The following is a 13,181-nucleotide window of genomic DNA, read 5'->3' on the forward strand; positions in this document are numbered from 1 at the left end:
CAATCATAACCCGGCATACGACATGATCGCTATTTTCGTTGGGTCGGATTTTGGTATAAGAGACAGGATTAAAAATACCTGCAGTAACTTTTTATATCAAAGTAGATAGCACTTAGTTCCTTTTCAAGAATTAAATACTTCCTCTTTATTCTTTTTATAACTAAAATAAAATATCCGAAAATCAATACTACAACTAATGATAAAAAGAATAAAAAAAGGCCTTTTATACTAAATGCTGTACTATAAAAGGCTTTTAAACTAAAATCTATCTCAGGAGAGATGTCTAATTTCATAGGCATAAAATGCAGAGGATATACTACTGTGAGAAAAAAACCAAATGCCAATATATACAATGTATATTTAAATGAGTCAAGACCATTCATCGTATTTATAAAATCGGATTTTACGTCTTTGAAATTATTAATCAGCGTAAAACTGTCTATTTGAAGCTGATTAATCAATTCTCTTTCTTTTCCTATTTTGTCCCATAAGCCATTAGGAGCAAGAAGCGGCATTGAAGAAGAAAAAGTCATTCCTAAACTATTTGTCTGCGGCGCATATTTCTTTATTAGTAGATTTAGCTGATCCAAACATACATCAGTTTTATACAAATGCGGCTCAAGCAAAAAAAGTAAATTCAGTTTTTCATTGTCAGCTAAATTTGAAAATTCATTATTTTTTACTGCCTCAATAACATCCGTGCTATATTCAATATTTCTACGATCATACCATGTAAATTTTCTAATGGATATTCTCTGAATTAAATCATTATAATCAATGATCAGCTTTGATACCTGACTATCATATGTTTCCTGCTTTTCATTTTCGCCTAAAAGCTTTGAAATTACAAATGCCGCAACAATGGCAATTAATCCAGCTGCTGACTGTGATAATGTAGATAAAAATGTGTTCCAATCCATATGTTAAGCTGCAAAATATTATTAGTAATTAAAAACTTCAAGCTAATTTCAGCTTGATTTATATAACAGAATTTATAAATTAATAAAGGCGTTAAAAAAAATGAAAATTAAAATAGGCAAAATACCATATCTATGAACTCTAACTTACAGAGATATATCAACTGATCTCTTTCAATTCTGCTGTCACTTTTGTAATCCTGATTGATATTGCCAATGCAAATAAATATGGAGAAATAAACAAAAGCATCCAATTGAAACTTCCTCTAGCAGCTTTCTCTTCAGCTGCTTTAATCTCTTTCGCTTCTTCTTTAATTCTAATAAAAGAAAAATCTACAAATTTGAAATTATCTATAATATATTTATCATCAATCTTATCAAGAAAAACAGACTGATACGTGGAAAGTGAATCCACATAAGCAAATTCTTCCTTCACTAAAATTTTGTCTTTATATAATATTGATAAATCCAATAAAGAGTCATAAAATTTTCCAGCTTCTAAAAACTTTTTGACTTGCTGCTTATCCTCGAATTTATTGTAATCAAATCCATCTTTATCTAAAAAGTATTTTTTTTGATCTCTTATACTTTCTACATATTCATCATAAGCGAAGTTTAAAGAATATTTATGCAAAGGATTTGTAGCTGCCACATACTCCTTTTGCAATGAAAAACTAGCTCCGAATATTCCAATTATTCCTAAAGAAACCCAAGCATAATCAACTTTTTTCCAAAATCGTTTATTTTGAGGGAAATATTTAATCAATAATATATGAAACCCAATTGCTGAAAACAGTAAAGTTAAAAAAGGACCATAGTAGTTCATATCTGAATCTTGTTTTGTTTGTTATTGAATAAACTGTACATGTATCATTAAATTTGTTCCATTTTATTGAGCGGCCGTTTATTCAAAAGGATAAAATCTTTTCATAAACTCCTGATAATCGAAATTATAATAATAAGTATAGTTAAAATTACATCTGCAATATCTACTTTCGTTTTCGTGGCGGAAATAAACCGGAACGTTTTCCAAACCAGAATCTGCCAGTGTTTTTGATATTTTTTCAAAAGTGTACTCGCCAACATTTTTCATCCCTCCTGACTTAAGATTGATTAAAATTTCAGGTTTGTCAATTCCCACTGCCACCAGAAATTTATCAAGCGCGACCTTCTTCTGCGTATCCTTAAGGGTAAACATAATCTGCGAATCTAACTTTCTGCCACTTAAATAATCAGCCTTAACCTCGTCAATAGATGCATAAAATTTCTTTTCAACCGGGGTATTTTTTTTCCAATACATCGGATTTGATCTTGTAATGTAAATGTATTCCAATTCAGGAGCTTTTAAAAGCTCCAATTTCATTCTAAAGGTGACAGGTCCATATTTGTTGGCTTGAGAATATCTTTTATGCAGGTCTTCCCCATCCAAGAAAACATGGTCCCACACATCATGTTCTTTATCTCCAGCATCTGATTTCTGGCCGGTTTGAACAAGTGTATTAAATTCAACATAAGCCCTAGAAAGTAACGCATTCTGTTTTATAAAAGTAAGTGATGTACTAACCGTATTTGCATGATACAAATACTGCAGGCCTTTCTCTCTGAGCATTTCATATAATTCAGCTGATAACAATCTGTATTTTTCCATAAAGCATCTTTAAAAGATTTAAATCAGAATCCTTTCCTGCAATTCCAATCCGATTGTATTCTGCTGCGCGACCAGATAAGTAATAATTTCTTTAAATGCATCCAGCAATTCGTCATTTCCTTTAATCAGACCTGAGTGGTTTTCCCATAAAAAACTAGCAGTGCCTGCCAAATAATTTTCATGTGCAAATTCTCTTCTGACATAACCATCCCTGGGACCAATCTTGTCACCAATTTTACGCAGATTGAGATAACCGTTTATTATATCCAACCCCTCTTTAATGAATTTCGATCCTGGCTTGGTCTTCATAATCCTTAATATTTTATAAACAACATCCTGATCGTAACTTTTCTTCTTTCCCCATTTTAAAACTTCAAAAACAGCCTTATCATAAAAAAACGCATAATTGTCATTGTTCCACCAATTTACCATTGTTCCATTAACGCTGAGCAATGCCTGTTCAATATCCTTAATGGTGTAATGCTGGTCTGTATTCCATTTTTGGGAAGCGCCGGCAAATTCCACCATCGAACGCCAGCATTTATAAAAATCGTCTTTCCGATCCCCGCGTTCAATATTGCTTATAAAAAAGTCCTCAATAAATATCACAATCCAGTCCGACAGCTGCGGGCCGTATGCAAACAGCGGCTTCCACAACTCCTCACCGTCAAGATTGTCTTCAGTCTCAGCATCAAGAACCAATCTGGAAATTTTCTTAAGCACCCACCTGTCAAATTCGTCCGGATATTCGCTTTGATCTGAAAAATTTTTCTGTATTGGTCCGCGTTCAAATAATATCTGTTCGAGCATCTGTTTCCAAAGCTGGCAGAGATGACTTCGATCGCCGTCTGAAAGACCCTCTAAGCTGGGAACTAAAGCAAATGCATGATGCAGCATTATCTTACTTATACCCGGCCTTCTTTCAAAATCATTACCGTCATAGTCCCATCTGCTGCTTTTTTTTGACTTCACCTCGCGCAGTTGTGACCAGTCAATGAGTTTGTTTTCTATACTTTCGTCTATGAATTTCTGACGCACCTGCTGAACATACTCGTTTAAATCAAAATGTTTAGGTTCCGAAGAAGAACCTTCGATTCCATACTTTGGCAGTTTCGAACTATAACTTTTATCGCTACCCAGTGCAAGAAAGATAACAAGATTCTGGAGCTGCACAAAATTACCTTCAGACCATGACACTCTTTCTGCTATTTCATGAAAAAAGATGCTGAGTGTATCATAAGGACACTTTATGACCAAATCTGCCGCCAAATTACGAAAGCGTTTGCTTTTTATATCAGTAGTCCAGAGAGCAGCTAAAATCCTTGATGCAAAAGCACTCCAGGAATCTTCCATATCAGTCTGGTAAAAAGAATTAGGGCCAGGCTCATAATTCTTTAAAGCATTCTCAATAAAAGAAAGTGTCCATTCTTTTATTTCCGGATGCTGTCTGATCCAGCTTTCTTTATTAAAAAATAGAAATGCGCAGCCAGCAAGAACACTCTGCTGGCTGCCTCCAAAGGAATGATAAGGGAAGTCATCAGGGATTTCAGAAATTTTCAGAATAGTTTCCCATAAGCTGATACACTGGTCCGCATTGAGTTTTGTTTCACTTTTGACTGCCTGCAGGCTTTTGAAGGGAAAAGCAATCAGATCAAGTCCCAGCTCTGCATCTAATCTTGCAGCCTGCAGTTCTTCACTAAGTGATTCGGGTTCTTTATAAAAGAGGGGAGCATTCTGTTCTCCTCCCTGCGCAGCATAGTTATCAAAATCAAAAAATGAAATCAGACGTTTAAGATAATCCGAAGTTCTTTTATCATTATCTATCCCGTTTAATAAAATAGTCCATTGGGCAGCTATTGGCGCATACTGCTTCCTTAACTCTTCATTTTCAAGAAAAAGACTTATGCATACTGCTCCCATTGATATTTTCCTCTGGGGCAGATTATGCCATTCTCTGGCTAATTCCAATGTTCTTGAATTAAAACTATCTGTACCTATCATCTGATGGCCTTCTATTCCATTTCCAAGAAAATCAAGGTCTTTTTCCAAAAAGTAAAAATCCACTACAGCCAGCAAAGGGTTCAGAGCCCCCAAATACAGCTGAGGGCTGTACTTCCCCAAAGAATTTAAAAGTCCTAGAAAAGCACACGAAGTTCCTTCCCTTAAAATAAAATCAATATAATAACTAATATCATTAGATTTATCTATTTCATCAATCAGAAACTTTTCAAGAGCCTGCAATGCGCTCACAATAGAGTGAGGTGCTCCGGTCATATCTCTGAACCAGTAGTAAACACGATCATCCCCAATATAATTTCTTACACTTCCTTTATAATCCACATTAATTGATGGTATGCTTTTTTTCCTGTGATTCAGGTCATTTGTCCACTGCTGGGAAGCAAAATTGACCAGTTTCACTACTAGTGCCGCACCAACAGCAGGATTATTCCTGAAAAACGAATTAAATGGACCTCTAGTGTAAAATGGAGGGAACCAGCCGCGAGGTTCATTAATATCTAAATTATAATGTGATGAATTAAAATCAAACGAAACTTCTTTTGGGCCTTCAATCAATAAAGCAAGTGCAATTTCCATCGCTTTTTCAGGAAAATGCAGAATCATGGCATCTAATGCATTTTCATTAAGACAGACTTTTTCAAATGCTGTATCAACATTTTCATAAGGTCCGTCAGGCCACTGAATTTCATCTCTTATTTTCGCAGCCTGCAGGAGCGATCTTCTTGGTCTTTGAGCATTTTTTTCTGCATCGCCCTTTTCCGGCCTTTCCACTTTGATTCTCTTGCATAATTTTAATGCAAGCTCAATTACCGGCTGGGGATGCTCCGCCACACCGGCTAAAAATGCTTTATAAACCGCCTGGGCAGCATCACCGTTTACATAGCCATTATTGAAGCTAAAATCAAACACCCAAGAGGCATTTTCAAGAGCAACTGCAGAAATTTTTTCGCGATATGGAAAGCCAGCAGCTGTATTTTCCAGCCACATTAAACAAAGGACTGCCAGTTTTGTTCTGGAATAATGCACCACCTCTTTTTTATGTTCAAATAAGAATTCTATTAAGTCGGACCAATATAAAAAATCAGGTATTCTGTGATAAGAAGCGGCTTCGGCTGCTGTTAGTTTTCCCTGCTGTCTGGCAATCTGCATTACATTGGGATTAGGCTTGGTTGCCTTAATCAAAAACTGTCCAATGAAACGATTAAAAAGTTTACCATCGTTCTCTTTTAAACAACCGTAAAGAACTGTTAAATATTTATATGTATCGGATGAAAAAAATATTGATTCAAGGAGCAGATCCTGAATGATTTTTTCCCTAGGCTCAAATTCGGACATCGAATTTATTAAAGCCTTCCAGGAACTCCCACTGTCATTTTTTTCGAGCAGGTATATTCCATAAAGCCTCACAGCCTTACGCCATAAAGGCGAACTTAATTCCAAAGAAATCAGGTAAGATTTTATATTTTTATCCTTCGAACGTAAAAGCTTGTATCTGGCCCAGTCACCTAATAGATCGTGAACCAGAAATAATTTATCATCCTGCTCGTAAATATTTTTCTTTGCTTTTAATCTATCCAGAGGTTCTAATTCTGAAATACTAAAATCTGATACCGGAACGGCGGGGGAAAATAACTGCGCCTGTTTTTCAGCGTAATACTGCATAAATCTGGATCCGGTACTATCAAATTCATCCTTCCATATCCAGTCTATAATAGTTGTTTCCCCTACAAGGTCCTTATCTGGAATTGAGGTTCCTGCAGCTAATTTAAACGCCAGCTGGTCCAAATATTTTAAGTTATTCAGGATTCCATGAAGATGCTCATGCTTAAACAATTCAGACAATTCTGGAATTTCTCTGCAGATCATCAGCCTATAGTCCAAAATATTTAGATTTACAGAATAATTTGCTGATTTAAGGGGGATATTAATTCTGTACAATCTTTCCATAACATCATTATAATCATCATTCTGACAGGTAAAAATCACTTTACATGCTGAATCCGGAGCAGCAGCTTCTTTAATAATTTCATAAATTATCATTAACTGTTCTTCTTTAAAAAAACGGTCCACACCATCTATGATCAGATAAGAAGAAGATTTTTGAGAATATTTAAAAAGTTCTGAAATTGGATGCTGCAGACCGAAATACTGCGAAAGTGTTCCAGAGGCAATGCTTTGGGAATCAATCCATATATAATTATTGAGCATCAAGGCTTCCCGCTGCACCAATTTCTTTACAAGAGCAGATTTTCCATGTCCTGATTTCCCCAGCACAAATACAACATGATTATTATCAATTTCACTTTTTAACTGATCCAATTCATCAGTTCTTAGCAGACTAAGATTTTCCCCGATAGAATCTCTAACCGCCGAAAGATTTACAGAGCTTATTGACTGCATTCTGGCCCAATCATTTTCATGGTTAGGATACCCTTTCAAATCAAATTTATGACGGAACCTTTTAATCAACATCCCATAATCCAAATATCCCGAAACAGGAGCCAATTCGCTCCCGATGCTGCATAATGATTCATAGAGCTGGATTTCTTTTTGTCCATCAGGCTCCTGAAGTACTTTACCTGCAATTGATATTACAGCATTCTCACTTGCAGAGGCTGAGCTTTCAAAATCAAATTCAAGAAAGAATAATCTACTCAGCAGCACTACAGTATCATGATGTGTAATATTGTGCCTGGAGGCAATATCTGCCGAACAATGAAAACCAGCAAACAGCTGCTTTTTCGCAATAGAAAAACCGCCGTCATCTTTAGAAATTCTTTGAAGAAATACCTGGGGATCCATATCCTTTGCCGAGGTAAGCAGGCTTCTTAATTCAGATGAAACAGCGCCTGAAATTGGGCTGTTGACAATGCAGAGATAATCCTTTAAAGGGTCGAATACTTTAGCAGGCTCCCCAAGATACTGGTTCCATAAATCGTGCAATAGTTCATTATTAGGTCCAGAATTATTAAACTGTACATTACTTTTTACAGATACTGCTACCCTGCAAATTTGATTGTCAGCATTTTTGTTTGTCAGCAGCAGATCATCAAAGAGCCACCCTTCTGCCCTTACCTGAAAATCAATTCTAATGATCCTTCCCACCTCACTATTCAGGGACAAACTATCCTGCAGAAAATGGGCGCAAAACCAGGCAGTAACCTTATTCTCAAAAACAATTCCACCGCCGCCAGTCTGTTTTGGTGTTGCAACATTTCTAACAGCAGGCACTTTCTTATTTTTTGACATTTTAAGCAATATTTAGCAGGAAGCTCAAAGATAAATGATTTCAATATATGAAAAGAAATATTACAAAAAAGAACAATTTAATTTTATTAGAAAGCAGCCGTCAAATCCAATAATGTCGGCTTATTATAAAAGTCACTGGCTTTTATTGGAACACCGATAGGCTTTCGGTTTTAATCCAGAATTCTATACACCAATCCGCCAGCTTTAAAAGTTCTTGAATTCTCATTTCCCCTGTCAGCTATCACATTATAGAGCTGCAGCACCGCATTCAGTTCTGCAAGACTTGTATATTTATAGTATTCAAGCACTCGGTCAAGCACTGTCTTGATTGCTTTTTTGGACTGAATTTTTCCATATCTGACCTTTGCCACGCACCAATGGGTATGATCTCTAAATCATTACTGTTTTTCCGCCCCTGCGCCTGCACCAGACCAAACATTTTTTCAATTTCTTTTCTTGCCGCCTCGGACTGGTTGCGGCCTATATTGTGCATATCAATCCTGCTTCCGTCCTTTCTTATTTTAATTGAAACCAGATGGATATGCGGATGCCCTGCATCATGATGCCGGTATATTAAATACGGCTGATCTGCAAAGCCAATTTTCTGCATGTAAGCATGGGCAATTTTAACAAGCTTTGCGTTAGGAAGCGCCGTTTCCGATGGATCAAAATTTAGGGATATATGCACACTGTTCCGCTTTACATTGTCGTTCAAGGCTGCTAGTTTCAACAGTCTGTTAAGCCTCATTGCGGCACTTAATTTATCAACTTCAAGGGGATAATTTCCTTCTCCGATACACTCTGCAGCACCCTGTTTTACTTTGTTTTCATTGTAGTTGAAAATGTTGCGCAGGGAACTCCCGGTCTTTATCACTGCAACCATTTTTCTGAGATTTTCTGGATGCTTTTTTTTATTTCATCCATCTTGTTAAATAGTATTTTCCGGTCAAGCTCACTGGCAATAATCCACGACTTAAATTCCGGAATCTGATTTAAAGTATGCAGCTTTTTTACTTTCTGGTTGAAGTTATTTCCAATAGCGTGCAGCTTATTTTTGAGCTTAATAATTTCGTGCATAACCTCATCTAAAGACTCGTTACGATAGTTGGTGGTAACTGTTTTATTGAACAAAAATTTCCTTAAATATTCGCTTAGTTTGCGGCACGTAGTGGCTTTCCATTTTCTCTCAATAACGGCATATTCCTGGGGCGTAAAACGCAGTCCCACAATACGGCTCCTGTTTGGAGTTGGCGCTAGTTGCATTGTAAATTGGATTGTAGATAGATGACGGAGACGTTCTCGTTTCAATAGTATTTAGATTTGTATAGCCTAAACTTGTTTTGATAAACAGGCTAGGAATTATCTCGTATGAAAGCAGAGCATTTGTGACAAGATCATTTGTCTGTGATTTATATTCTGCATTCAAATTGCGAAGTGGATTTTCCCAAGTTGAGTTTTCCCAGTTTAAACTGCCGTCTGGATTGTACAGCGCAGGAGCATTAGGAGCAAGACTTCGGGCATCGTATGTCAGGTCAAAAGCAGGCTGATTGTTTTTCTGAGCTGTAAATCCGGCAGAAAATGTTAATCGAAATTTATCATCTTGCGAAGTATGATTTAAGTTAAACTGTCCACCGCCTTTTTTATACGGAAAACTGCCTGGAAATACACTGCTCTCCTGACGATAATTCCTGCTCAAAAGAAACTGCGTTTTGTCAGAGCCGCCTGAAATGGTTCCCTGTACATTGTTAATTACCGAAGTTCCTCCGATTAATTCTTTCTGCCAGTCGGTATATCTATTCTGATCCCATGTGCCATTAACATCATAATCAGTAGCTCTGTATGGAATTTTATCATTTAGGAAAGCTTGCCTGCGCATTTCCAAATATTGTTCGGTATTCATTAAATCCATAAACTTTGCAACACTGCCTGCGCCAGTGGAAGTTTTTACAGTAAAAACAGTTTTGCCTTTTTTACCTTTTTTGGTTGTAATCAATACTACGCCGTTTGCACCTCTTGAGCCATATATGGAAGTGGCATCAGCATCTTTCAATACTTCTATGCTTTCAATTGCGTCAGGATTAATGCTGTTTAGGGGACTTGTAACAGCTGGATAAATGGAAGAAGTCTGATTATATCCAACAGGGTCTGATGAATAGGGCACGCCGTCAATTATGTAAAGCGGCTGGTTTGCATCTGTCCGCAGACTGTTCTGTCCTCGAATTTTTATATCAAATCCTCCGCCGGGCACTCCCGTCTGCTGTATGATGCTCACCCCTGCCATTCGCCCCTGCATGGCGGCCAACACATTGGTGACAGGCTGCGTTTCGATATCTTTAGAGGTAATCCTTGCGATATTTCCAGTTCGCTCACTTTCCTTAACAGAATAATACCCTGCATTGACACGAACCTCCTGAAGGATGGTAGTATCATAATGCAATTGGACATCCACTACTTTTCTGTTCTTCACAGCAATAAACGCTGTTTTAAATCCGATAAAGGAAACTACTAAAGTATCGGCTGGAGCTGCAGCAATAGTATATTGTCCGCTGTAATCAGATATAGCTGCAACATTCAATTTGTTTTTTACAGAAATAGTAACGCCTGGCAGCGGATTTGAGCCATCTTTAACAGTTCCTTTTATTTCGATCTGCTGGAAAAAATTGAAGTTATGCCGATAAGAGCTCTTGGCAAATAAAGATGAAAAAGGCAAACAAAACCATATAAAAAAAGGCAATAGAGAGCTTTCCCATCCTTGTAAAATGAAAAATTATTCATAATATTGGGATTGGTTAGTTAAATTGATTTTGATTAGCTACGGTCCTCTACACTAGTTTAGTCGCTGCAGTAGAGGGCCATTTTTTATGCATTAACTAAACGGCTTAATGGTCATAATGATAATAGTTTATTTATTCACAGGTGGAAGGTATGAAGGTTCGACTTTTCAAGCGAAACTTATACTAAAAAAAAGAAGGAATATCACTAAGAATTAATAAGAGAGTTTTATCCATAAAAAAAGCGCGGAACTCATCTTATTGTTTCAAAGGTACTTGGCATACCAACCCACAAATAAGTGAGCCCACGCCGTAAGCGTGAGCAATCAACTTATCATCCTGTGGGTTTAAACTGCCAAGTTTTTTGAAACAGGATTCAAAGCGAAAGCTTCAAATATCTTATATGAAGAATCGCAAATTTTTTTTAAAAATCAAATGTAAACAAATTTTTATTAACTACAAAATTTCATTTTAGAGTATTTTTTGTAGTCAAATGAATTTGTCAATTTGAAGATGGCTAGATATAAAAATGAAATTGCACTAAAAAAAATAGGTGAAAAACTTAAAAATGAAAGACTTAAAGCAGCACTAGAGATTGAAGATTTAGCTGCAATGACCGGATTTACCTATAATACTATATTAAATATTGAAACTGGATTAGAGACTTACCTGTCTTATTTTATAGATGTTTGTTTTTCTTTAGGCATTCATCCAAAAGAAATTATGGATGTAACATTGGATGTAAAGCCTAGATTTTCATTACCTGCTTCTCGACTTGAGAAGTCAAGATTAACAAATAGAATTAATGCTTTAATAAAGTCTGATTATTTTAATAAAGAAAGATCAGCACGTGAAGTGACTCAGAAACTTACTATTGACTATAATTCAGACTTTGAGTCAAAAAATGTTTCTGTAATATTAATTAGGTTTGTTAAAGCAAATATCCTCAAAATAACAAAAGTTGGAAATAGAAATCTTTATCTAATTAAATAATAGAGACATTATAAAAACACTTTAAAAGATGCTATGGCATCTTTATTTTATTTATAAATTTTAAAAACGGGTATTTATACGGTATACTTTTAACTGCTAATAGAATTATTTTGTAATTAACTATTCTTAATATCTTACGGAAAACCGTAAAATAATACAAGTGAGGTTTCGTATGTTTGATAAAAATAACTGTAATGACACAAAGCCAATAAAATTAGATTCATTCAAGCCATTTTATGGTAGATGTAAATGAGTTATGTGCAAGCAACCCAAAAAATTATGAATAAATCAAAAAGACATCATTATGTCCCAAAGTTTATGACAAAAAATTTTTCCACTGACAAAGGATTAATATATGTTTATGACAAAATCTCTGATAAATTTTTTGAAAGCAATTCAATTAATTTGTTTCTTGAAAACGACCGAAATACCTTCGTAAATCTTGAAGGAATTAATGATGACATAATTGAACAAGTATATTCTTCAGTTGATACTATGTTCGGTGGTGTTCTTACTGAAATAACAACAACAAATCAAATATCCGATTTGAATTTCAAGAAAATATTACTTCTAGCTTATATCTCAAAGTGGAGAGTACCGCAATATGACGAAGCATTCCAGAAAGCAAAAGAAGCATTTTCAATAAATGACTTAGGCTTTGGGTTGAAAAATGATAAAGATGAAAAACTTGATTTTGATTTAGAAGAGCATTTTCAATTAGATATGCAACAAGAATTAAAAAGAATACTACTCGCAATACAACCTTTTAGATTTAAAGGAAATTTTAAAACACTATTAGAAAATAGTTTTTTAGTTTGTTCACCTATAAATTCTTTTATTGGCGATTGCCCTTTTAATGAAGCAACTATAATTAGTGAAAAAATTTTTGAAGATTTTGTTTTTCCTGTGACAAAAGACCTCACTATGGTATTTTCTACAAGAATAAATCGAGATGAAATCCAAAATTTTCTATTAAACGGCGAAAAAAAGAAAATCGATAAGTTTCTTATTGATTTTTCAAATGCTAGAGATGTTTCAACATTACATCTAGCTCAAAGAAATGTTGCTTGTTGTGACAAAGACCATCTCGAAAAAGTGGTAGAAATTTATAAAAGATTTGTCGCAAGAGGAAACAACACTTCATTTAATTTAACAGTATTTCAAATACTTTACAAATTTACGGAATATGCCAGTACATGATAGCCTTTGTAGGACATTTGTTAATTTAGTGGAATTATCATTTTTAATCATATCTCCTTTAGGCAGAAAATACACAGTTTGATAACTTGCAAACATCTTTTAACGACAAGACGTTATAGGCAATATTAAAAAGAAGTTTAAATATAATAACCAAATGACTGAAATACAAATTTTCAAGAACACTTCTTCTAGTAAAATTAAAGAGTTGTATAAAAAATATATACTCAATGAAAAATTAGGTGAAGTAAGCATAACCATCCCTAGTGAATTAACTAGATATAAATTTGGATTATTAGCTGATTTATTACGTTTCATTATAACGCTTAATATAAATTCCCAGATTAAAAACTTAAAAATCAATATAGACATAGAAGAAATAGATTC

At 35.1% G+C, this 13,181-nt stretch carries 10 protein-coding genes; 3 read left to right on the forward strand and 7 right to left on the reverse strand.

Translation table 11 applies throughout. From position 1 onward, the window contains the following. Window positions 1-68: 68 nt before the first annotated feature. The 7 genes from FLACOL7796_RS04500 to FLACOL7796_RS04530 all read right to left on the reverse strand — a co-directional run bounded on the left by FLACOL7796_RS04500 (window position 69) and on the right by FLACOL7796_RS04530 (window position 10,543). A complete protein-coding gene (locus FLACOL7796_RS04500; RefSeq protein WP_173969639.1) occupies window positions 69-920 on the reverse strand; it encodes a hypothetical protein in 852 nt (283 codons plus the stop codon). Window positions 921-1,077: 157 nt separating this feature from the next. Further along, entirely contained in the window at window positions 1,078-1,743 is a 666-nt protein-coding gene (locus FLACOL7796_RS04505) for a hypothetical protein (RefSeq protein WP_173969640.1), read from the reverse strand. Between the two features lie 78 nt (window positions 1,744-1,821). Then, window positions 1,822-2,565 carry a hypothetical protein gene (locus FLACOL7796_RS04510; RefSeq protein ID WP_173969641.1) on the reverse strand — a complete coding sequence of 248 codons (744 nt, stop codon included), beginning with the start codon at window positions 2,563-2,565 and terminating at the stop codon, window positions 1,822-1,824. 18 nt (window positions 2,566-2,583) lie between these two features. Next, the gene (locus FLACOL7796_RS04515) at window positions 2,584-7,833 is read right to left on the reverse strand and encodes a hypothetical protein (RefSeq protein ID WP_173969642.1); all 5,250 of its coding nucleotides are present in this window, start codon (window positions 7,831-7,833) and stop codon (window positions 2,584-2,586) included. Between the two features lie 268 nt (window positions 7,834-8,101). Then, the gene (locus FLACOL7796_RS04520) at window positions 8,102-8,716 is read right to left on the reverse strand and encodes a relaxase/mobilization nuclease domain-containing protein (RefSeq protein ID WP_173969643.1); all 615 of its coding nucleotides are present in this window, start codon (window positions 8,714-8,716) and stop codon (window positions 8,102-8,104) included. Beyond that, window positions 8,704-9,096 (reverse strand): plasmid mobilization protein, encoded by a 393-nt coding sequence (locus tag FLACOL7796_RS04525; protein ID WP_173969644.1) that lies wholly within the window; start codon window positions 9,094-9,096, stop codon window positions 8,704-8,706. Before FLACOL7796_RS04525 ends, FLACOL7796_RS04520 begins: the two co-directional genes overlap by 13 nt. Next, window positions 9,020-10,543: a TonB-dependent receptor plug domain-containing protein gene (locus FLACOL7796_RS04530; protein WP_232067291.1), complete on the reverse strand. Its 1,524-nt coding sequence runs from the start codon at window positions 10,541-10,543 to the stop codon at window positions 9,020-9,022. The genes FLACOL7796_RS04525 and FLACOL7796_RS04530 overlap by 77 nt, the downstream gene beginning before the upstream one ends. 574 nt (window positions 10,544-11,117) lie before the next feature. Between FLACOL7796_RS04530 and FLACOL7796_RS04535 the strand changes: the two genes are divergently transcribed. The 3 genes from FLACOL7796_RS04535 to FLACOL7796_RS24635 all read left to right on the forward strand — a co-directional run. Beyond that, complete coding sequence (locus tag FLACOL7796_RS04535; protein ID WP_173969645.1) at window positions 11,118-11,597, forward strand: RodZ family helix-turn-helix domain-containing protein; 480 nt, start codon at window positions 11,118-11,120, stop codon at window positions 11,595-11,597. A gap of 279 nt (window positions 11,598-11,876) precedes the next feature. Next, on the forward strand, window positions 11,877-12,797 hold the full coding sequence (locus FLACOL7796_RS04540; RefSeq protein ID WP_173969646.1) for a DUF4238 domain-containing protein: 921 nt from the start codon (window positions 11,877-11,879) through the stop codon (window positions 12,795-12,797). A 154-nt stretch (window positions 12,798-12,951) separates the two neighbouring features. Then, window positions 12,952-13,181, forward strand: a 230-nt coding sequence (locus tag FLACOL7796_RS24635) for a hypothetical protein (protein WP_232067292.1), incomplete at its 3' end; no start/stop codon positions are given.

The organism is Flavobacterium bizetiae, from assembly GCF_902804475.1.
GTDB classification, from domain to species: Bacteria; Bacteroidota; Bacteroidia; order Flavobacteriales; family Flavobacteriaceae; genus Flavobacterium; species Flavobacterium bizetiae.